Annotated in this window: 19 protein-coding genes and 1 pseudogene; 7 read left to right on the top strand and 13 right to left on the bottom strand. The window is 46.8% G+C overall.

The features are described 5' to 3' along the window. Nucleotides 1-193: 193 nt before the first annotated feature. The 4 genes from C6G87_RS01580 to C6G87_RS01565 all read right to left on the bottom strand — a co-directional run bounded on the left by C6G87_RS01580 (nucleotide 194) and on the right by C6G87_RS01565 (nucleotide 5,556). Nucleotides 194-1,621 (bottom strand): NAD-dependent succinate-semialdehyde dehydrogenase, encoded by a 1,428-nt coding sequence (locus tag C6G87_RS01580; protein ID WP_104751800.1) that lies wholly within the window; start codon nucleotides 1,619-1,621, stop codon nucleotides 194-196. Further along, nucleotides 1,618-2,886 carry a 4-aminobutyrate--2-oxoglutarate transaminase gene (gene gabT / locus C6G87_RS01575; protein ID WP_199767595.1) on the bottom strand — a complete coding sequence of 423 codons (1,269 nt, stop codon included), beginning with the start codon at nucleotides 2,884-2,886 and terminating at the stop codon, nucleotides 1,618-1,620. Before gabT ends, C6G87_RS01580 begins: the two co-directional genes overlap by 4 nt. Before the next feature lie 112 nt (nucleotides 2,887-2,998). Continuing rightward, nucleotides 2,999-4,978 carry an ATP-dependent helicase gene (locus tag C6G87_RS01570; RefSeq protein WP_104751798.1) on the bottom strand — a complete coding sequence of 660 codons (1,980 nt, stop codon included), beginning with the start codon at nucleotides 4,976-4,978 and terminating at the stop codon, nucleotides 2,999-3,001. An 8-nt stretch (nucleotides 4,979-4,986) separates the two neighbouring features. Next, the gene (locus tag C6G87_RS01565) at nucleotides 4,987-5,556 is read right to left on the bottom strand and encodes a YceI family protein (RefSeq protein WP_382262820.1); all 570 of its coding nucleotides are present in this window, start codon (nucleotides 5,554-5,556) and stop codon (nucleotides 4,987-4,989) included. Nucleotides 5,557-5,645: 89 nt separating this feature from the next. Between C6G87_RS01565 and C6G87_RS01560 the strand changes: the two genes are divergently transcribed. Continuing rightward, nucleotides 5,646-6,992 carry a tetratricopeptide repeat protein gene (locus C6G87_RS01560; protein ID WP_158653067.1) on the top strand — a complete coding sequence of 449 codons (1,347 nt, stop codon included), beginning with the start codon at nucleotides 5,646-5,648 and terminating at the stop codon, nucleotides 6,990-6,992. On the opposite strand, the gene C6G87_RS08690 is transcribed toward C6G87_RS01560, so the two are convergent. The 9 genes and pseudogenes from C6G87_RS08690 to secG form a co-directional block, all read right to left on the bottom strand. Then, nucleotides 6,976-7,743, bottom strand: a complete 768-nt coding sequence (locus C6G87_RS08690; RefSeq protein WP_233708954.1) for a hypothetical protein — start codon at nucleotides 7,741-7,743, stop codon at nucleotides 6,976-6,978. The genes C6G87_RS01560 and C6G87_RS08690 overlap by 17 nt on opposite strands. Before the next feature lie 20 nt (nucleotides 7,744-7,763). Then, nucleotides 7,764-9,473 (bottom strand): GmrSD restriction endonuclease domain-containing protein, encoded by a 1,710-nt coding sequence (locus tag C6G87_RS01550; RefSeq protein ID WP_104751795.1) that lies wholly within the window; start codon nucleotides 9,471-9,473, stop codon nucleotides 7,764-7,766. 3 nt (nucleotides 9,474-9,476) lie between these two features. Then, nucleotides 9,477-11,279, bottom strand: coding sequence for a flagellar hook-basal body complex protein (locus C6G87_RS01545; RefSeq protein WP_104751794.1), 1,803 nt, complete (start codon nucleotides 11,277-11,279; stop codon nucleotides 9,477-9,479). After that, on the bottom strand, nucleotides 11,276-12,457 hold the full coding sequence (gene flgD / locus C6G87_RS01540) for a flagellar hook assembly protein FlgD (protein ID WP_104751793.1): 1,182 nt from the start codon (nucleotides 12,455-12,457) through the stop codon (nucleotides 11,276-11,278). Before flgD ends, C6G87_RS01545 begins: the two co-directional genes overlap by 4 nt. A 52-nt stretch (nucleotides 12,458-12,509) precedes the next feature. Continuing rightward, entirely contained in the window at nucleotides 12,510-13,877 is a 1,368-nt protein-coding gene (fliK, locus tag C6G87_RS01535; RefSeq protein WP_104751792.1) for a flagellar hook-length control protein FliK, read from the bottom strand. A gap of 49 nt (nucleotides 13,878-13,926) precedes the next feature. Beyond that, nucleotides 13,927-14,349 (bottom strand): RDD family protein, encoded by a 423-nt coding sequence (locus tag C6G87_RS01530; RefSeq protein WP_104751791.1) that lies wholly within the window; start codon nucleotides 14,347-14,349, stop codon nucleotides 13,927-13,929. Continuing rightward, on the bottom strand, nucleotides 14,339-14,956 hold the full coding sequence (pyrE, locus tag C6G87_RS01525; RefSeq protein WP_104751790.1) for an orotate phosphoribosyltransferase: 618 nt from the start codon (nucleotides 14,954-14,956) through the stop codon (nucleotides 14,339-14,341). Before pyrE ends, C6G87_RS01530 begins: the two co-directional genes overlap by 11 nt. After that, nucleotides 14,956-15,513: a ribosome recycling factor gene (gene frr / locus C6G87_RS01520; protein ID WP_104751789.1), complete on the bottom strand. Its 558-nt coding sequence runs from the start codon at nucleotides 15,511-15,513 to the stop codon at nucleotides 14,956-14,958. The genes pyrE and frr overlap by 1 nt, the downstream gene beginning before the upstream one ends. Before the next feature lie 11 nt (nucleotides 15,514-15,524). Beyond that, a pseudogene (secG, locus tag C6G87_RS01515) lies at nucleotides 15,525-15,941 on the bottom strand (preprotein translocase subunit SecG); the annotation flags it as partial. 55 nt (nucleotides 15,942-15,996) lie between these two features. On the opposite strand from secG, the gene C6G87_RS01510 reads away from it, so the two are divergent. The 6 genes from C6G87_RS01510 to C6G87_RS01485 are packed head-to-tail and all read left to right on the top strand — an operon-like array spanning nucleotide 15,997 to nucleotide 21,932. Next, nucleotides 15,997-16,719, top strand: coding sequence for a methyltransferase domain-containing protein (locus C6G87_RS01510; protein ID WP_233708953.1), 723 nt, complete (start codon nucleotides 15,997-15,999; stop codon nucleotides 16,717-16,719). Continuing rightward, nucleotides 16,716-17,696: a tryptophan--tRNA ligase gene (trpS, locus tag C6G87_RS01505; RefSeq protein ID WP_104751787.1), complete on the top strand. Its 981-nt coding sequence runs from the start codon at nucleotides 16,716-16,718 to the stop codon at nucleotides 17,694-17,696. The genes C6G87_RS01510 and trpS overlap by 4 nt, the downstream gene beginning before the upstream one ends. Further along, a complete protein-coding gene (locus C6G87_RS01500) occupies nucleotides 17,693-19,489 on the top strand; it encodes an extracellular solute-binding protein (protein ID WP_199767594.1) in 1,797 nt (598 codons plus the stop codon). Before trpS ends, C6G87_RS01500 begins: the two co-directional genes overlap by 4 nt. Then, the gene (locus C6G87_RS01495) at nucleotides 19,490-20,554 is read left to right on the top strand and encodes a microcin C ABC transporter permease YejB (protein WP_104751786.1); all 1,065 of its coding nucleotides are present in this window, start codon (nucleotides 19,490-19,492) and stop codon (nucleotides 20,552-20,554) included. Nucleotides 20,555-20,562: 8 nt separating this feature from the next. Further along, nucleotides 20,563-21,132, top strand: a complete 570-nt coding sequence (locus C6G87_RS01490) for an SH3 domain-containing protein (RefSeq protein WP_104751785.1) — start codon at nucleotides 20,563-20,565, stop codon at nucleotides 21,130-21,132. Further along, complete coding sequence (locus C6G87_RS01485) at nucleotides 21,129-21,932, top strand: shikimate dehydrogenase (protein ID WP_104751784.1); 804 nt, start codon at nucleotides 21,129-21,131, stop codon at nucleotides 21,930-21,932. Before C6G87_RS01490 ends, C6G87_RS01485 begins: the two co-directional genes overlap by 4 nt. Nucleotides 21,933-21,946 lie beyond the last annotated feature (14 nt).

The raw sequence follows: 21,946 nt of genomic DNA, 5'->3' as shown, positions 1-21,946 counted from the left end.
GAAGCGCTAGTTTCTGTTAATTGAGAAGCTCCTCTTTTTAGGGAGGTGGTTCACACTTAAAGATATAGCACACCCAAGCCCCCTAGAGCAGTTATCCGAATATACGGGCAACGACACCAACACTTTCCCACGATGTTTGAGAATCTAAAAGTTTTCACTCCAAAACACTCATGTGTGCGCTCCCCTTCGCTCACTAATCTAGTCGAACGCTCATATATTTGATTTCCAAATAATCTTCGATGCCATATTTTGAGCCCTCTCTACCTAAACCGCTTTGCTTGATTCCTCCAAAGGGTGCGGTTTCTGTAGAAATATGTCCCGCATTTACTCCCACCATGCCGTACTCTAAGGCTTCGCTCACTCTAAATACGCGCGCAAGATTTTGGGTATAAAAATAAGAAGCAAGTCCATATTGTGTATCATTAGCCTTTGCAATCACTTCCTCTTCGCTTTCAAAGCTAAATAGGGGAGCTAGGGGTCCAAAGGTCTCTTCCTTAGCTACCAACATGCTTTGATCAACTCCTGTTAAGATTGTAGGCTCAAAAAAGCTTGCTCCCAGCACGCTAGGTTTACCCCCGCTAAGAATTTGTGCGCCCTTGTCTACCGCGTCGCTGATGTGTTCTTGCACCTTTTCCACCGCCTTTAAATCAATCAAAGGCCCTTGTGTCGTGTTTTCTTCTAAACCATTACCTAGTTTTAAGCTCTCTACCTTACTCTTCAGAATTGCGCTCAGTGGTTCATACACGCTTTTTTGCACATAAATACGGTTAGCACACACACAAGTTTGCCCACTATTCCTAAATTTAGAGGCTAAAATACCCGTAGCCGCTTGTTCTAAATTAGCGTCTTCAAAAACAATAAAAGGTGCATTACCTCCTAGCTCTAAAGAAAGTTTTTTTAGAGTGCTAGCGCTCTGTTGCATTAAGATTTTACCCACCTGTGTTGAGCCGGTAAAGGTAAGTTTACGCACCAGATCACTCTCGCAAATAACCTTAGCAATCATGCGCGTCTCCCCACTCACTACGCTCAACACACCCTCAGGTACTCCTGCTTTTTGGGCTAAAAGCATTAAGGCATAGGCGCTTAGTGGGGTTTGTGTAGCCGGTTTAATCACCATTGAGCATCCACAGGCTAGAGCGGGTGCGACTTTGCGCGCAATCATACCGGAGGGGAAATTCCAAGGCGTGATCGCCGCGCAAACCCCAACAGGTTGTTTGAGCACAAAGATTTTTTGATTAGGAACCACACTAGGTAAAATATCTCCATCAATGCGCCGTCCTTCTTCAGCAAACCATCTTAGATAACTGGCTCCGTAGGTAATTTCCGAACGGGCTTCTTTGAGGGGTTTACCCATCTCTTGAGTCAGAATACGCGCTAAGTCTTCGAGATTTTCTAACAATAATTCTCGCCACTTGAGCAAAATATCAGATCGTTCTAGGGCTAACTTGCATGCCCATTGCTTTTGAGCTTGGTAAGATTTCGCAATGATTTGTTCTAATTCCTCCTGCCCTACACTTTTGACATAAGCAATCTCTTCAAGAGTTGCTGGGTTACTAACCGCAATAAAGCCTTCTTTTTTAGTGGGGCTCACAAAGGGGTGATCTAAGAGTTTGAAATTCATACAGCTACCTTTTTGATGGATTGACAAAGGATATCAAGGGCGCGATCAAATTGATCTTGAGGAATGGTTAAAGGGTAGAGGAAGCGGATTACATTGCCATAAGAGCCACAGGTCAAAAGTAAAAGTCCTTGATCCATTGCCTCTTTTTGCACCGCTTTGGCTAAAGCCGTGCTAGGCTTACCTGCTTCAAAAAACTCCACAGCGACCATAGAGCCTAGCCCCCTAACCTCAGCTATTTGGGTGATGTTGCTTTCTTGTTTGAGTCGCTTGAGGGCATCCATTAACTCTTGTCCTAGCTTTAGCGCGCGCTCATTGAGCTTTTCCTCTTGAATAATCTTAAGCACTTCTAAAGCTGCAGTCGTAGCTAAAGGATTACCCGCATAAGTGCCCCCCATACCTCCAGCACTCAGCGAATCCATCACTGTCGCTTTACCCACAATCCCAGAGATGGGCAACCCCCCGCCCAAACTCTTGGCCATACAAATAATGTCCGCGTTCACATTAAAATGTTCCATCGCGAAAGTCTTACCCGTGCGTGCAAAACCGGTTTGCACTTCATCAGCAATCAAAACAATGCCATGCGTGTTACAAAACTCTCGCAAAGTGGCTACAAAGTCCAGCGGTGCGGGATTAAACCCACCCTCGCCTTGTACAGGTTCAAAAATGACAGCAGCCACATCTGAGGGTGCAATGGAAGCCTTACAAATTAACTCCAAACTTTTAAGCGCGTCTTGGGTACTAATGCCATGTAAAGCATTAGGGTAGTAGGCGTGATACACCCCGGGCATTCCCATTCCAATTTCTGCCTTATAAGGTGCAACTTTGCCTGTCATACTCACCGCCATAGAAGTACGTCCATGAAAACTTCCCCCAAAGGCGATCACGCCATAGCGCTTAGTGTGAGCTTTGGCAATCTTAATTGCGTTTTCAGTGGCTTCACCTCCTGTGGTGAAAAAGCAAGTTTTTTTAACACCATCGATGGGGGCTAGATCATTGATCTGCTCGGCTAATTCCACATAGCTTTCATAGGGGGTTACCTGGTAAGCAGTGTGTGTAAATTTGTCCAGTTGTGCTTTAACCGCTTTTATCACGCGCGGGTGTCTATGTCCCACATTAAGCACCGCAATACCAGCTGCAAAGTCAATAAAAGTGCGCCCATCACTGCTTGTGATTGTTGCATTATGTGCCTCCTGCACAAACCAATCGCACACAATGCCAATACCTCTAGGCGTGGCAGCAACCCTACGACTGAGTAAATCGCCCATAGTTCCATCCTTCATTTAAAATCACCCTCCCATTGTATAAAAATTAATCTAACTGATGTTAAGCCTTTACAAAGATGATGAGGTATATGCTTATTTAGCACGAGTAAAAGCACTATGATTTAGGCGCGATGAGTCCAGCTTCCCTTAAAAAACATGAAGGCTCATAATCAATTTGTCTCTGCTTATCTTGTTTGGCATAAGAAAGGTATAGATGATTTTTAGCCCTTGTGGTGGCAACATAAAATAAACGCCGTTCTTCTTCCAGGCTTCCGCTTTGTTTAGCCAATTTGGTATTAGGAAAACGCCCTTCCATCAAGTCAATCACATACACCTCTTCAAACTCTAGACCCTTGCTTGCATGCACACTGAGCAAATGTACTCCTTCCCCACTAGAAGCTTCCTTAGAGCCTAATGCCATTGCGTTCATAAAATCCTTTAGGGTGGCGTAGGGTTTAGCTAGACTGGCAAGCAAATCTATTTTGACTTTAATTTTATGTTGGGCATCTTGAACACGCTTTGGATCGAGGCTACCATCTTTGTTTTTAGCACGCTCCGCACTTAATTTCTCTAAAATACTTCCCCACCATGCGGATTTAACAATTTGGGCAATGCTATGGCTAGGTTTGAGCGCTCGCGCGCAAGTACAAAGTGCAAAGAACGCGCCTAAAAAGCGTGCCATAGAGGGGGTGATTTTAGGATGGCTTAAAAGAGGATGTGTTTTGAAAGCAGGAGGCACATCGAAGCGCGCGCTATTTTCTGTGCTAAATTGCGCATCAAACAAGCCTGCCTGAAGATTTTTAAAGGGTTTTTGATTGTTGGGGTCAATCAAACCCTTTAAGCTATCCCCATCGCCCAAGATTTGCAAAGCATGGTAAAACTCTTTTCCTAATGAGGCACCCACACCCGGGGCGTAATGTAAAATCTCTATGCTGGCGACCATATCTTTAGGATGACTCAAAAACGCACACACATCTAAAACAAGCTTGACCTCTTTGCTCTCAAAGAAACTCAAGCCTCCTTTGCGCCTAGAAGGGATTCCTAATTGACGCAAAGACGCTTCACAACCATCTGCGCTTGCGTTGTTTCTAAAAAGCACCGCCACCTCTTCATAACCCCCTTTCTTGCGCGCAATATGGTGCGCGATTCCTTTGTATTGGGCTAACAATTCGTCATATTCTAAAAGGGTTGGCAGAGAAGGATTAATGGTTTTAAGCACTTCGAGGTTTTTGGGGTAAATGCGTGGATTGTGCGCGATAACGCGGCTAGCCAAGGCTAAAATTGCCTGCGAAGAGCGGTAATTTTTCTTAAGCGTGAAGACACGCGCATGGGAATATTTACGCGCAAAATTACTAATAATAGAAATGTCTGCTCCGTTGAAAGCGTAAATACTTTGATCGTAATCCCCCACACAAAAGAGACTTTTGGGTTTGAGCGCGTCCAAGATAGAATCTTGTAAGGGATTGGTGTCTTGGTACTCATCACAAAGCACCTCTGCAAAGAGAGTATTAGGAGCGATATCTTGGCGATAAAGTAAGAGTAGATCGTTGTAATCAAGATAATGATGCTCTTGTTTGAGTATGCTAAATTGCTCTAAAACTTGCTCATAGGCTAAAGCATAGTTTTCTTGTTCGGGAACACGCGCGCACAGCCATGTACTAAAGTCCTCTGGACTTTGGGCATTCACATAAAGCGAATGCAGGCTATAGAGATGGCTAGCGCCATAAAAATTATTTTCAGAGCTAAGCGGGCAAGTTTCTAAGACGCTTTTGAGTAAGACGCATAATTCTTTGGGCTGTTTTAATCCCAAATGAGGGTAAAGCTCTTTAAGATGGCGGTAAGCGACGGCGTGGAAAGTGCCCGCTTGAATATGTTGGGCATGGGGAGTGTGGCTAGCCAAACGCTCCTTCATCTCCAAGCTGGCTTTGTTAGTAAAAGTTAAAAGCAAAATCTCTTGAGGGTGTATCCCCTGTTCCAAGAGGCGTAAAATTCTACCCACAATTGTAGAGGTTTTACCTGTGCCTGCTGAGGCAATCACCAAGTTATGCCCAAGTGGAGCTCGTACTGCTTCTTGTTGTTCGGCGTTGAGTTGCAAAAGACAATCTACTTTTGAGTGGCTTCTACTTCGACATTAAGCGCGATCACATCGCCTATTGTGTGGGTAGATTTTTCAGGGGCTAGGTTAAAATCTAGGCGTTTGATGGTGCTACTTAACGAGAAACCCAGCTTGTTTTGTCCCTTTTGTTGCGCCACTCCGCCAATCTCGGTTTTCAACATCACTTTATGCGCCACCCCAGCAATACTCAAAGTGCCATACATGCGCCCATGTGTGGCATCTATCTTTTGGTATTTTTCCATCATAAAATGCAGATTAGGGAACTTTTCTACCTTGAAAAATTCATCCGATCGCAAATGCATATCTCTTTTTGTATTGCCCGTATCAATTGACATCGCCTTGATAGTAGCCTCTAGCTTTTTGAAAGTGTGGCTAGCTGGATCGAAATCAATGAGTGCGCTATAATCTTTGAAATTCCCCCGCACATGGCTAATTTGCAGATGCTTAACCTTAAAACCCACATGACTGTGAGCCTTATCAATGGTGTATTCTTGCGCTCCTAATCCCAAACTTAAGGCGCATAATGCCATCCAGCACCGCAATAAATGTTTCATCAGGCTTCCTTATATTTTAAAAAATGAACAGAGATTATACCACATGGTTTTATGCTACAATGCTTCAGGTTTTGCAATGCATGGAGAGTGAAATGGCAAAAGTGTCGGCGTGTAAGGCAGTTCTGGGCGCTTTATTAGGCGTTTGTGTTCTATATGCCAATAGTGAGGTAGATGTGTATCTCTCTATTGCTAAAGAAGCCTACAGACATAAAGATTATGCAAAAGCTCTAGAGAATTATCAAAAAGCCGCACAATTAGGAAGCGTAGATGCTTATCGAAGTTTGGCTAATATGTACCTGATTGGTGTGGGTGTGCCCAAAGATTCTCGGAAAGCTAGTGTCTATTCTCAGAGAGCTATGGATATTCAGCACGCTCAGCACAAGAATCTCCAATCTAATACAGGAGCACAGCCTACGCAAGCACAGCAACCCAAGGCTATAGGGGTAAAGAGTACGCCCGAAGTTGTACCTACAGAGGCTAAAACCTATATGCGCTTAGGAGAGAGTTACACCAAAGGGCAGGGCGTGGCTTTGGATTTTAACAAGGCGATAAAAGCCTTTGAAAAAGCCGGAGAGATGGGCGATGCGCGGGGGTTTAACGCTTTGGGAGATCTGTATTACAATGAGAGTCAAGGCGTGGAGCAAAATTATCCTAAAGCGTTGGAGTATTACCAAAAAGCGGCCAAAATGGGGCAGGCTAGAGATTTCAGATTGGGGATGATGTATTTGCAAGGGCAGGGCGTGGCACAGAGCTACCCCACAGCCCTAGAATATTTCCAAAAGGCGGGCAAAAAGGGCGATGGGCGCGCATGGCAAAAGCTGGGGGCGTTGTATTTTAAAGGGCAGGGTGTGCCTTTGGATTACCAACAAGCGCACGCCTACTACCAAGAGGCGATTAAGAGCTACCTGGAAGCGGGCAAAAAGGGCGATGGGCGCGCGTTTGTGCGCCTAGCGCAAATGTATGAAGAAGGAGAGGGGGTGTCCAAAGATGCTACAAAAGCCCTTGAGTATTACCAAAGGGCTGCAGATTTGAAAAGTGGGGATGGGGCTTTCTACCTAGCCACTTTGATTTTGCGCGGCAAGCTTAAGGGGGTTATTGAGGACAGGGCTAAGATCACCGCGCGCTACCAACAAGCCATCGCCTTTTATCAAGAAGAGGGCAAAAATGGGGATGCGAATGCGTATGTCAAATTGGGCTCTATCTATAAAAACGGGCTCTATTACTATGGGTGGTTGCTCCATAAAAACGCCGCATTGTCGCTAGAGTATTACCAAAAGGGCGCACAGATGGGGAACGCGCAGAGTTATTATGAGATCGGGGAGGCTTATAGAAATGCTAGAGGGGTTGAACGCGACTTGCAAAAGCAAAGCCAGCATTATCACCAAGCCTGTTTGCTTGGTTTTAAACCCGCGTGCTACGCGCTTAACCACGCAAATTGACGATCGCATCCACCACTTTATTGCACGCGTCTTCATTACGCCTGCACCATTTGTATTCGATGCTTGTAAAGTCACTCTCAGAAATAAAGCCCTCAGTTTTAAGGCGGTAATTGTTGATCACAGCTTGATTATCTCCTATGACAAAAAGCTTATAACTGGAATCTAATTTGTTGGTTTTAAGCATAGCTTGCAGGTGTTTCATGCTAGTTACAATAGCTTGTTTTTCAGCTTTAAAGCTTTCATTAAGGATCGAATTTAGGGGGCATTTATAGCGGTTAATCTCTTCAAAACGCCCCTCTTTAAAAAGATAGAGGCAAAACCCGCACATCACTTCTTCCTCTTTAATTCCTGCATCCGTGTAAAGAAAATAGGCATTTTCTAAGTCTTTAGGATCGTAATCCTTAAAAATAGTCTCAGAAAGTGCGATGCTTTTTTCTCCAATGTGATCGTAAGTACTTCTTGGGGGAATATAGGCAGTCTTGGGTCTTGTAGCGGTGTTTTTGGTTGCTACTAAGCAATCTGCCAAATCATTTAACTCGCTAATCTTAAAACTCTTAACCTCAAGCTTGGAGTTATCAGAGATGGTTTTGATTTCATGCAAGCAGGCGCAAATTTGAGCTAATGGATTAGTATAAAGTGGATGTAAAATATACACCCCACCAATTAATTTAGAAAACCCATAGCGACATAGTACGCTCTCAAGCGCATCTATACTACCATTTTCCTTATGCTCAATCCCTAAACACCACATAGATATCCTTTTTGGCAAATTCAAGTCAGCGCGCGCACCTGCTCTAAAATGGCTTGAGCGCGCATGGACAAGAACGCGTTATAGTCCTCTAGCACGCGCGCATTGCTCAAGTCGACCAAGTGGGTCGCTAGAGTCGACTCCAAGTGGGGGTTGCTTTGTTGGTAGTCTTGAATATATCGCTTAGGGGGTGTGTCTTTGATTTTCTGATTCAAACGCGCGTCAATCAAGGTCATATTGGCGATCACATCGGCATTTGCATGGCTACTCACATGTTTTAAGTGGTTCTTGGGGAAGAAGTGGTGTAAATTTCTTTTGTGTTTTGGCAGTAAAAATAGATTGTCTAAAACCACTTTACTATTGTTGTCAAAGTTTCTAGGCTCTAGGGTGGCGAGCACGCATAAAACCCCCCGGTGCAAGCCACTTTTCATATTGAGTTTTTCTTCGGTTAAAAACTCTTGGGTGATGGCGTAAAAGGGGAGTTCTTTTTTAAAATCAATGGGTTTTTCCTCATAAATGCGCTTGACTAGGTTTAGTTGTTTGAGTAGGGTATCCCCGCTTATAGTGCTACTAAAAAACGCGCTTCTAAAGAAGAGTTGTCTTAAACTGGCGATCTGATTAGCATTAGGGCTTTTATGCTCACTTAGGGCAAAAAAATAGGCTATGAGCATTAAAGAACCCGCAGAGGGCAAGAAGTCAAAAGAGGGGATTTTGAGATCGTGTTTGAGCAAATGGGCAGCGTCAGCAAAACAGGGAGCTACAAAATCCCAAGTTTTTTGTACCTTTATAGGCTCGAGCTTTAAAATCGTGGGGACACTGATTTTTTCAGTGAGATGACTAGAAACATCTTGGCACAATAGGTACGAGACGAGTTGCAACACCACCATAGGGTGATCAAAGGCGTAATCCAAACGCCCTAATGTATTTGTGAGATTCTCAAAGCGGGCTTCTAGATCAAAGCCGGGGTTGGTGATGATGGTTTGGCTGGAGTCTGTGGCGGGGGGGATGTAAAACTTAGCACACATCACTTCAAAAGAGGTTAATTTGATCCCGCCTGCGTTGATGCGCTCAAAGATTTCTACGATCTTTTCAAGCGGGGCATTGGTGATCTCAATGATAGGGAAGCGGTAATTTTCAATCCGCCTTTTAAACTCCTCAAATTGTTCAGCCATTTCGATACTCAGGTGGTATTTTTTTTGGATACCCAAAATGCTTTGGGTGATGAGATCGTACACACTCACAGCCACCTCTTCAGTCTGGTGATTAGGATCACCCACAAAGCAATAGTCCTTTTCCTCATCTGCATTAAGCCGCAACATGATATCTTGATAATTGTCTCTTGTGGGACGCTTGCTTTGGGAGTGATCTTTGTGGGTGTTCTTTTCTTGGTAATGATCCTTCTTGCGCCTCCTTTCTATTTGCAAGCCTTGATGCACCACAAAAAGGGCTGTCATGCGCTGTTGTCCATCTAGAACATAATAGACATAATCTTGCGCTTTGGGCTCTTTGATGTTTACCGCGCCTATTTGGCGGTTAGCCTGTAGGCGTTCCTTGGTTTTCCACACCACAAAGCTCCCGGTGGGAAATTCTCTCACAAGGCTGTCAAAAAACTTCGCCACCTGCTCCTTTTTCCACACAAAATCGCGCTGAAAGCGCGGGATTTGGTACTCCCCCTCCTCTAAAAACTGCACCAACTGCTTGAAACCCTTTTCATCATAATTACAAAAAGACATGCCCTACTTCTTCAAATTGATCGCTTCTTTGATCAGGTCATCACCGGTTGTGAAGGCTTTGGCGTTCATAGAATAGCCTCTTTGCATTAAAATCAAATTTGTTAAAGAATTCCCTGCGTTGACATTGCTTGTTTCTAAGTATTTGTGCATCACCTTGCCAAATTTGAGTTTGCCATCGTCCCGGTCCCAGCCGATAATGGGATTCCCGCTCAAAGGGGCTGCCCTCCCATTCACCGTAGCATTTTGGATGTCAAAAAGATTGCTCCCCACTTTTTTAAGCCCCTGATCATTGATAAAAGTAGCAATCCCCACCCTCCCCATCGTCTCCAGCGCTCCATTGCTAAAAATGAGGTGGATCACGCCATTTTCATCGATGCGCATATTCTCTAACAAACCTTTAGGTTTACCATCCTGAGAAATTTGAAAGATTTTAGAATCTTCATAAGGCACATCGCTTGATTTGAAGTCATCGCTCTTATCTAGAGAATAAGTCAAGGGCGCGCCCTTAAAATCTAGCGTAACAGGTTCGGCATGTATCTTGCCTGCCTTGTCAAAGGTGATGGTTTGGCGCACAGGTTTATTAATGGGAGTTTTGTCGCGCACTTCAATAATAGAGCTTTCTACATCCCATTTGTCTTGAGAGTTGGGGTTCATGGGGTCTTTGATCTCTGTCATAAAAAAGTCGCTTTTCAAGAGATATTTTTGCCCGGCCTTGTCGTAAATCTCTGCAGTGGTGCTATAGAAGGGGATACGAATAGAAGTCGAATCGCGCGACTCTCCCTTCTTTAGGATCGCCCCATTGGCTGTCCAGCCGAGTTTTTCAGCCATATGCCCCCCGATAGCGATCGTGGCCGTGGGATCACTAGGGTTTTTGATCTGCAATAACAAGGGCGATATAACATCATCAGGGTGGCTTTTGACCACATCTAAATCCAAATGCGCCTTAGTTTGAAGTAACTTCTTTAAGTCTCCCAAAGTTCTAAATTCATTCTTTTCAATGCCACCATTGCCGTACTTAAAAGTGAAGTCCTGTGCGATATCGCCCTTGACAACCATGACCCTTAAATTGCGGTGCATGGCTAAATCTAAAGGTTCGTTATCGTCGTTGGCAAGTGCGTTAGCATCTTGGTTTAAAAAGCGATCCGTAATCACCTCCCCGTTTTCATCTAACAGGTATTCTTCGGCGGGGCGCACATGGTTTTTAGGGTTTAAATTGAGGCTCAAATTGAGCTTTGTAGTTACCACGGGTTGGTATTGCACATCGCGGGGCAAATAAAGGGGGGTGAGTTTGCCACTATGAAGTGCTTTGCGCTCCTCCTCTTCACTGCCTGCTGTCAACACTCCATTTTTGATTTTATGCAAGTCCACGCCATAGACATAGTAGCCATGAGCATTAACAATATAACCATCTGCATCGCGCAAAAAGTTTCCATCACGCGTATAGAAGTTCTCTTGCGCTTGCTTGTATCCATCTTTGTTAATTTCCATGCTCCCATTTTTATCAGGACCTACAATAAACCACCCACTCCCTTGATAAGCCATATTAAACTCCGCATCGCTGGGCATATATTCGCCATCTTTGCTAGAAATAGCATTCCCTCCCGCTGTGGCACCATAGTTACGATCGTTGGAAGTTACGGTGTTTCCACTCAAAGAATCTAAATGGGAGGCAAAAAGCGATTTAAACTCGGGGTCGTTTCTACGATATCCCACAGTGTTAATATTGGCAATATTGTTAGAGACGCTGTCGATACCAAATTGATGGGTTTTAATGCCGGAATAAGCGTTAAGGATGGTGTCGTTCATGTGTGAGCCTTTGGTGCGCCTGTAGCGCTACTGGTTAAGTTCGGCTTGTTATGCGCAATAGGTTTTGTTGGGGCGGGCGCGTGAGCCATAACGCTATCATGGTGCTTAGAATCTAGATGTGTACTAGAGGCATTGGCAGGATTGGGTGTTTTGGAAAGCGTGGGTGTGTGTTTGGGATGTGGCGAGGTGGGGCTAGAAGAGGTGGTGTCATGTAGGGGTGTTTTGGACTCAGAGTGTATGTTGGCACTTTTATCAGATTGGGCATGGGTAGCGGGGTTAGATGCTTTGGGGGTGGTTGGGGGATTGGATGCTTTGGCTTGCACCAAATGGGCTAGGCTTTCATGTTCTTCTTGTTCATGGCGAGAACTGGGCTTATCGTAAAATTCTAGCGCGCTATCCATAGGTAAAACCATCTCCCCCATGCGCAACATGGGCTTGCCCTTGTTGAACACCACGCTTTGCACCTCACCCCTACCAATACGGGTATGTAGATACTTGTTGTTGCTAGGATCAAGATTATATTCTGCTGTGATCTCATAAGTGCCCGGAGCAACGGGCTTACCTTCTTGATTCAAGCCATCCCATTCAAATTCAACATACCCTTGTTTGCCATTCTTGCCACTCAAGGGTAAAGTGCGTACCAACTGCTTTTCCTGATCAAAAATTTGTATCCCCGGATTGCCCTCAGAAGCTTTAATAGGCTGATCGAAATAAAGTGCAAAGCTCACTTTACCCTTCTTGGCAACATTGATCCCCTTTACATCGGTTTCAGCAATTTTACCAATCATGGTAACACTATTGAGTCCAGACGCTTGAGTCATGAGCGCGTTAGATTTGAGAGTCTCGCCCATGCCTTTATCTAAATGTTCTAAAGTGTCCTTGAGCTTACCCTGAAAATCTTTCAGAGATTGGTTAGTATCCTTGCTAGATTGCATGGCATCAGCAACCTCCTTCATAGTCTTCTTGCTCTCTTCTTGCATTTCAACTTGCGTAAGCTGTGCGGTTTGCGTAATGATTTTATCGGTTTCCATCGGGGCAGTGGGATCTTGGTTTTTAAGTTGCTCTAGAAACAACTTCATAAACGCGTCCTTGTCTAAACCATTGGCAATTTTGGGCTCGTGTTTCTTCTTCTCCATCGCTGCTTTTGCCCCGGTCACTTCTGCTAAATCAATGGGCATGCCCTTCTCCCGTTGTAATATGAGCCCCCATTATACCCATAATCTGCTGATCTTAGGCGTAGAGTCCCGCACTCTTAGGTGGTTCTAAAGGAGGGTTGGGGGTCTCTTTGGGGGGGGTAGAGGGATTGTGTTGATTCTGACTAGGATGATTGTCTTGAAACTGCCCTTGTTGTTGCTGGGGGTTATTTGATCCATGTCCAGTGTTGTTATGCGCAATAAAACTCACATCGACATCGTTAAAGCCCATCTGTGCCAAATTGTGGCGCAACTCATTGTTGTAGGAGGAAAGTAAGGCAGCTACGGGCGCGCTCGAACTCACGCTCACTTGAATATTCTTGCCCACTTGCTGAATCACCACCTCTACCTTGCCCAACTTATCGGGGTGAAGTTCCATGGAAAGCTTGTTGATAGGGGGTTTAAAATCTAGCAACTCTTGTTTAAGCTCGGTGGCGAAATTCTTTAAGGTCTCTTTAATTAAGGGAGCTTTAGGGAGTTCCTTATCTAAGGTGTGTTGGACGGGCGCGTGGGAAAGACTTTCTTTAAGGGAAACGCTGGGTCTTTCTTCTTTCTCTGTTAAATCACTAATCTTGTTTGCAGAAGGACCATGCAAGGGGGATTGGGGGGCGTAAATAGAGGGAGGGAACTGCACAAGGGCTTCTTTAAACGCCTGCTTGATCTCGCGATCATTTGTTTCGTTATCTTTGGGAGGAGTATGTCCATAAATTTTTTGTGCGCCTAGTTTAGCTAGGTTTTTCTTATGCTGTGCCACACCTTGGTGTTCTAAAAGTTGACTTAAAGGGGCTTTGGACGCGGGGGTTTTAGTGCTCGCCTTAGGCATGTCCTCAGACACGGCAGAGACTTTTTTATCTTTGATAGGGGTGTTGGGCTTGTTTTGCATAGTGAGCAAATTTTGTGTGGAGAGGGTTTTTGCTTCAGGTTCTACATTGGTTGTAAGCGTACCTTTTTCGTGCTTAAGAGAATTCAAGCCCAACTTTTTAGCGGTTTCTAGCTTTTTGATATCCGAAAGCTTAGCGTTCTTGGCATGCTTGCCTTGTTTGGCTTCCGCTTTTTTAAGAGGGTCCTTGGACGCGCCCTTAGTTGGCTTATCTAGCTCAGGTAGCTTGGCCATCTTGGTATCCAATAAGTGCGCTAAGGGGCTATGGTCTATAGGTACATCTTTAGTCTTAGAAGAGGTTTTCTTATCTAACTGACCAATATCTTTTTTGCTCAATTTAACCGGCAAAGCGTGTTGCTTGGTATCTTGAGTCTCAAGATCGCTAAGCGCCTTGAAATGATGTTTTTGATTCGACAAGAGGTGTTTAAAAGCGTCCTTGTCTGCTAGTGCTGTCTTGTGTGTGGAAGAAGCCTTACCTTTACTGGGTGTTTTGGCGACTTCCAAACTCATAGGATTGACTGCCACACCGATCCTTTGCTTTTTTCAAAGCAACAAGCAAAGATGATACCATGCCTTAAACCTGTGTGAGCGCCGTCCTACAAAGTACATCGTGCAAGAGGCGTTTATGGCGCGTGAAAAAGGGTGTGAAGAGCCCTACAAGCGTGCTAGCCACCACCAGCCACAGCCCAAAACGCCCCCACGCCCGCCAAAAGCCCACTCTGCCCCCACTCTTAGAATCCACAAGCTTTAAGCCCACATAGCGCCACCCGGGGGTTTGCCCACTTACAGCCACAAAGAGCGCGCTGATCAATCCATAAACCCCCACACAGGCAAAGATCACGCCCTGATGGGTTCTAAAACTCTGCGCTGAGCCCAAGATCACATAGGCGCTAAAGTAAAGCAAGGGGGTATAGAGCATGAAAATATCCACCAACAGGGCTTTTAAGCGCGCGCGCACATGCAAAGCAGAGAGAGTTTCTAGGGCGTTATTTTTCATTCCCACGGCTACCCGGCTTGACTGGCGCGCTGGTGGCGCATAAAGGGCAATGCGTGGGTTTGTACATGGCAAAATTAAAATCTGCTAAAGAAAAGAAGGGCACATCCGTGGGCAATTTGCAGGCATGCCCTGTGTTGGTGGGGGCGGGGGCGTTGGCGCGCGCACAAAAACCCCGATTTGCCAAGCTGGCAAAGGCGATCACCTGAGCGCCCAACGCCTGCACACAATGAGCCGCTTCTAGGGCTGAACCTCCGGTGGTGATGATGTCCTCACAGATGAGGATTTTTTCTTGGGGGCTGACTTCAAACCCGCGCCTAAGGGTCATCACCCCATTCACGCGCTCGGTGAAAATAAAACGCGTGTTGAGCGCGCGCGCGAGCTCATAACCGGCTAAAATCCCCCCCAAAGCCGGAGAACACACGCCATCAACGCGCACACCCGCACCCATGATCTCTTGGGCTAGGGCTTGGGCGAGTTGTGCGGCTAATTTAGGCTCTTCTAAGACTTTAGCCGATTGTAAGTAAAAATTGGAGTGATTCCCGCTGCTGAGTAGAAAATGCCCCTCTAAGAGCGCGCCACAATCTTGGTATATGCGCAAAATATCCATTAGAGTTTTAAAATCTCCTCTTCTTTGGCTTTGAGCGCGTCTTCAATCTTTTTAATGGCTGTGTCGGTGATCTTTTGCACCTCAGCGAGCGCCTTTTTACTCTGATCTTCGCTGATTTCTTTGTCTTTTTCTAGCTTTTTGATCTGGTTGTTAGCATCTTGACGGATATTGCGTACCGCCACTTTCGCCTTTTCGCCCATGCCCTTAGCGTCTTTGGCGATCTCCTTGCGTTGTTCAGAGGTCATGGGGGGGAAGAAGAGTTTCACACTCTCGCCATCATTATTGGGATTCACGCCTAAATTGGCTTCTTGCAACGCCCGTTCAATGTCTTTTAAAAGGTTCTTCTCCCAAGGGGTGATGCTCAAAGTGCTCGCATCGCTGGCGATCACGGAGCCAACTTGGTTGAGCGGGGTGGGTGTGCCATAGTAATCCACGCGCACATTTTCTACTAAGTTGATAGACACCTTGCCGCTACGCAGGGTGGTGAAGTCCTTTAAAAGCGCTTGCAAGCTCTTATGCATTTGCGCGCTGGTTTGTTTGTAAATGCCATCTAACATGCTGATCCTTAGGGGTTGGTTTTAGGGATGAGGGGGTTTTGCGTGGGCGCGTTCTGGAGTAAGGGGTTGCTTAAAGGGTTGGCCGGAGGGGTGCTCAACGGGTTAGGGGGCGTGCTAGGCGTGCTGGGTGCACTGGGTGCGCTAGGAGGCACAAGGGGCACTAGAGAGTTTTTAGGTGTGCTGTCCAACACGCTGATATTGTATTCTTTATTGTAAAGATAGCCCAACGCGATGGTGTTGCTCAGAAATAAAAAGCCCAAAACCATCGTGAGCTTGGCTAAAAAGCTCGCCGGCCCCTTAGCCCCAAAGAGGGATTCATTGCTTCCACTATAAGCCCCTAGCCCGATGCTTGAGCTCTTTTGCAAGAGTACCACAATCACAATCACCACAGCTAGGACAATCTGTAACACCAACAACACGCTACTCATACATTCTCCATCAACATAAACGCCAATCTTAGCAAATTTTTACTAAAATGCGTCTGTGCAAAGAGAGATCGAACCTTATTCTTTTGGCAAAAGGGCAAAGAGCTATGCACGCCATGCAGGGGTGCAACAACGCATCGCCGCGCGCCTCTTGCAGGAGTGCGCGCCCCAGTGCTGTGCGCGCATGGTGGATTTGGGTTGTGGGCAGGGGAGTGTGCTCAACGCCCTCCCCTTTTTTGAGATCCATGTGGGCGAGTTTATCGGGGTGGATCGCGCCTTAGAGATGTTGCAAGAACACCCGCGCGCATGCGCTAGGGTGGATCGCGTGCGCCTGATTTGTCAAGATTTTGAAACTTGGGAGACTCTGCCCTGTAGTTTGCTTGTGAGCGCCTCAGCATTGCAATGGGCGCGAGATTTAGACGCGCTTTGTGCCAAGTTGGCGCGCGCTTGTACCCACATCGCCCTAGCCATCCACACGCGCGCGAGCTTGCAGGAGGTGCACGCCTTTTTAGGCACAAACTCGCCTCTAAGGGGCTGTGAAGAAGTCTTAGACATCCTAAAGGCGCGTTTTGAAGGCTTTGAAAAGCGTCTATGGGTGGAGCGCTTTCAACAGAGTTTTGATGGGCGCGCGCCCTTTTTAGCCCAGCTCAAATACGCGGGCTTGTTGGGCGGGGGGCTGGATTTTAAACGGGCTAAAGCCTTGCGCTTTCAAGCCCCCTATGAATCTTTGAGTTATGAGGTGGTGTTTTTGGTAGGACATTTGCAGAAAGGACTGGCATGAAAGAGCGCGTGTTTTCAGGGATTCAACCCACAGGGGGGATGCATTTGGGCAATTATCTAGGGGCGATTAAGCAATGGGTAGATTGGCAGGATCGCTATGAAGGCATTTTTTGCGTGGTGAATGCGCATGCGCTCACCACCCCCCAAAACCCTAGTGCCTTGCAAGAACAAAGCTTGCAAATGGCAACCCTATTGCTAGCATGCGGGATTGACCCTAAGCGATCCAAACTCTTCATGCAAAGTCAGGTCAATGAGCACGGGGCGCTGTGCTGGTTGCTCAGTTGTGGCGTGTCTATGGGAGATTTGGCGCGCATGACCCAATTTAAGGACAAGAGCACTAAAGAGAAAAGCCCCCTAGCCGGACTTTTCACCTATCCCGTGCTCATGGCAGCAGATATTTTATTGTACCAAACAGATTGCGTACCGGTGGGGGCAGATCAAAAACAACATCTAGAACTCACGCGCCATATCGCGCTCAAATTCAATCGGGATTTTGGGGAGTGCTTTAAAGTGCCCAAGCCCTTGATTGGAGATGTGGGCGCGCGGGTGATGGGCTTAGACGACCCCTCAGTCAAGATGAGCAAGTCGCACCCGGGGGCTTTGCACGCGCTCTTTCTCTTGGATGAGCCGGACTTGATTGCCAAGAAAATCAAAAAGGCGACCACAGATTCAATAGGCACTCTGTGCTTTGATCCCACCCGCCCCGGGGTTTACAATCTTTTAAATATCTATGCCCTGTTGAGTCAACAAGAGAGCGCACAGGTAGAAGCCCAGTTTGAAGGGAAGGGCTATGGGGATTTTAAAAAGGCGTTGACAGAAGTTGTGGCAGAGACTTTTAAGCCAATTAGAGAGGCGTATACGCGCTTGCAAGCACAAAGAGGGTATGTTGCATCCATCTTGCAAGAGGGCTTAGAGGCGGTCCAGCCCATCGCCGCGCAAACCTACCAACACGCCAAAACCTTAATGGGCTTGCTATGAACACGCGCGGCATTTTAGGGATCTTGCTTGTGTGCTTGCCTCTATGGGGCGCGCCCTATATCTCTTTGGGGGGGCATGTAAAATACGCCCAGCACTTCACCCATTTTGATTATGCCAACCCTGATGCCCCTAAGGGCGGGGTGCTAAGAAGCCATGCCATTGGCACTTTTGACACTCTCAATCCCTTCACCCTCAAGGGCAATAAGGCGAGTGGCTTGGAGTTGGTCTATGACACCTTGCTCACCCAAAGTTTGGACGAACCCTTTAGCGAATACGCTCTGATCGCCAATGACATTGAAGTCGCTCCCGATCGTAGCTATGTGATCTTTGGCATTGATCCCCGGGCTAAATTTAGCGATGGCGTGTCTATCACCGCCCAAGATGTCCAATACAGCTTTGACACCATCACCAAGAGCAACCCGGTATTTAGGCAGTATTATGAAGATGTGAAGCAAGCCATTGTCCTAGACAAGTACCACATCAAATTCACCTTTAAAACCAACACCAACACCGAACTGCCCTTGATTTTGGGGCAATTACAGGTGATCCCCAAACATTTCTTTGAAAAACATGACTTTGAGAAAACCTCCTTGCTGGTCCCGGTGTCTAGCGGTCCTTACATGGTTGAATCCTTTGATGTGGGCAAGCGCATCACCTATGTGCGCAACAAGAACTATTGGGCGCGCGACCTGCCCCCCATCAAGGGGCAGTACAATTTTGATCGCCTCGTCTATGAATACTATAAAGACGACTCGGTAGCCTTGCAGGCGTTTTTAAGCGGGGCTTATGATTGGCGCTATGAAAGCACGGCGAAGGTGTGGGCGCGGGGTTATGTGGGTAAGGGCATTGAACAGGGCAAGATCCACAAGGTACTCTTGAAACACGAGCTGCCCGCAGGCATGCAGGGCTTTTTTATCAACACCCGTAGACCCCTTTTTAAAGACTTGCGGGTGCGCGAAGCGCTCTTTTACGCCTTTGATTTTGAATGGGCTAATCGCAATCTCTTCTTCTCCCAATACACCCGCTCGCCTAGCTATTTTAGCAACTCTGTCTTTGCCTCCAGTGGGCTGCCCCAGGGCATGGAACTTCAAATTTTAGATCGTTACAAAACTCAGTTAGAGGCTTATAACCCTAGAATTTTCACCAGTCCCTATATCGTGCCCCGCACAGATGGCGCGCCCAAACTCGGGCAGAATCTGCGCGAAAATCTCAAATACGCCCAAAAACTCTTAAAAGAAGCGGGCTATGTGGTCTCTCATAACCGCCTCATCAACGCCAAAACCAAACAACCCTTCACCTTCACCATTTTGCTCAATAGCCCGGGGTTTGAACGCCTCGCCCTAGCGTACGCGCGCGATCTCAAGATCTTGGGGATTGAAATGCGTGTGCAAAGGGTGGATTTGAGTCAATACGCCAACCGGGTTAAAAAGTTTGACTACGACATGATTGCAGGGGTGATTGGAGAATCTTTGTTCCCGGGCAATGAACAACGCTATTTTTGGGGCAGTAAGAGCGCCAACCAAGCAGGGAGTCGCAATTATTCTGGGATTTCTAACCCGGTGATCGATCAGCTCATCAAGGGGGTGATTAGCGCGCCCAATCGGGAGAGTCAAATCGCCTATGTGCGCGCGCTCGATCGCGTGCTCTTATGGGGGTTTTATGTCGTGCCCCAATTCTATGGCTCGAGCTTTCGCATCGCCTTTTGGGATAAGGTGGGCATGCCCAAAATCTCACCCCCCTATGGTTTTTCGCCCACGCTGTGGTGGGATAAAACTCTGCAAAAGGAGCGTTAAATGGCGCGCTACATCCTCAAACGCCTTTGGCTCATCATCCCCACCTTGTTAGGCATCATCACCATCAATTTTTTCATCATCCAAAGCGCTCCGGGCGGACCTGTGGAGCAGATGATGGCTAGGCTCAGTGGGATCAACAATCAAGAAACCAACAGCACCTCGCTCAAGGATAGACAATTGAGCGAAAGCCGTTACAAGGGGGGGCAGGGCATGGATACTGCCCTCTATGCTGAGCTGACTAAGCTCTATGGCTTTGACAAACCCCTTTGGACGCGCTATGTGGAGATGCTCAAAAAATACTTGGTCTTTGACTTTGGGCAGAGTTTTTACCGCCAAATTGGCGTGATCGATCTCATCAAAGAAAAACTCCCCGTCTCCATTTCGCTAGGCTTCTTTAGTACCTTGCTCATCTACCTCATCTCCATCCCCCTAGGCATTTACAAAGCCCGCCATAATAATTCGCATTTTGATGTCGCCAGCAGTGTCGCCGTGATTGTGGCAAACGCCATCCCCTCCTTCTTATTTGCCATTATCCTCATCGTGCTCTTTGCTTCAGGGACTTATTGGCAGATCTTCCCCTTAAAGGGGCTGGTGAGCGAGGATTTTGCAAGCCTAAGCGTCTTTGGCAAGATCAAAGATTATTTATGGCATATCGCTTTGCCGGTGTTGTGCATGAGCATTGGGGGGTTTGCCACCTTGACGCTCTTGGTGAAAAACTCCTTTTTAGATGAAATGGGCAAGCTCTACATTCTGTGCGCGCGCGCAAAGGGGTGTTCTGAGGGGCGTATTTTCTATGGGCATGTCTTTAGAAACGCGATGCTCTTAGTGATCGCAGGCTTCCCTAGCGCGTTTTTGGGCGTGTTCTTTAGCGGGAGCTTGCTCATTGAGATCATCTTTAGTCTAGATGGGCTAGGCTTGCTAGGCTTTGAGAGCATTGTCAATCGGGATTACCCGGTGGTCTTTGCCTCTTTGTATATCTTTACACTATTGGGCTTGGTGGTGAATTTGGTGAGCGATCTGACTTATAGTCTTGTTGATCCTAGAATTGATTTTGAAAAGAGATAGGAGCTTTAATGGGTTTTAGGGTGCTCAAACTCTATGGCTTGGCGTGCTTGTGGGTGCTTGTGGCATTGGGGGTGTATGTGGGGGTGTTTTTTAAAATGCGCCCCACAGAACATGCCCGCATCATCCCCTTAGTGGCTCACACACCCCCCTTAGAGGTGGAAAAACCAAAGCCTCTTGAGCGACAGCATCTAGAGATTCCCAAAGAGCCACCAGCTAATAAAGTCCCCTACCCTACTCAAGAAAAGCCCACTCTACCCTCTCCTGCAAAGACTCCGCCTGCTCCCCCCAAACCCATAGCCCCCAAAATTGCTCAACAACCAACCCATGCGCCTAAAAAATCTGTCGTACAGCCCGAACAAACCACCCCAAAACCCTCTAAAACGCTCAATAAAATTTACTATGTTGTAGTTGCTGTACTCAATGTGCATGCCCAGCCCAACACGCATTCTAAAACAACCGCACAACTTACATACCGACAGAAAGTGCATGTGCATGAAATCAAAGATGGTTGGGGTCGCATTAAGAAAGGATGGGTTTTCTTGGATTTCTTGAGCCAAGAACTACCCGAAGAACCATGAAAACAAAACTCTTTGGGGTCTTTGGTAACCCTATCATCCATTCTAAATCGCCCGCCCTACACAATAAGGCTTTTGCAGATTTTGCCCATGTGCTAGGTTTTCAGGGGGAGTATCGCGCCATTTTGCTACAAGAAGGCGCACATCTGAAAGAAGAATTTGTCAAATTGGGTTTGAGTGGGGCCAATATCACCGCGCCTTTTAAAGAAATCGCCTACAGCTTGAGCGATGCGCAACAAGGCGTTGCCAAAGAGCTTAAAGCGCTCAACACTTGGGTGCTTGAGGGAGGGCGTGTGGTGGGCTATAATACAGATGTACAAGGCTTTTATGCCCCCCTTGAAGCTTTAGAGATGCCCATAACCCATGCCCTAGTGATAGGAGCAGGAGGGAGCGCGCGCGCGGTCGCACATAGTTTACGCGCGCATGGCGTGCATGTAAGTGTGGTCAATCGTAGTGTGCAGAGATTAAACCCGTTTAAGGCGCAAGGTTTAACATGTTTTATCAGTGCAGAGTTTGCCCCCAAACCATACGATCTCGTTGTGAATGCCACAAGTGCAGGCATGGATGGGGTGAGTTTGCCCCTAGAGGGCGCACTACTTCATGAACTACTCCGTCAAACCCACATCGCCTACGATCTCATCTACAGCGTGAAAACCCCCTTTTTGCAAATGGCGCAAGACTTGGGCGTGCGCACCTTAGATGGAAAAGCCATGCTCATCGCCCAAGCGGCGTTGAGCTTTGGTTACTTTTGTGCGGGGCATGTGCCCTATGCGGAGATCTTAGAGAGCATGCAAGAGGCTTGACACACTCCCCGCGC

The organism is Helicobacter baculiformis (assembly GCF_900197685.1).
Taxonomy (GTDB): domain Bacteria; phylum Campylobacterota; class Campylobacteria; order Campylobacterales; family Helicobacteraceae; genus Helicobacter; species Helicobacter baculiformis.
The sequence above is the reverse complement of the archived record's forward strand: the minus strand, read 5'-3'. Positions and strand labels throughout refer to the sequence as shown.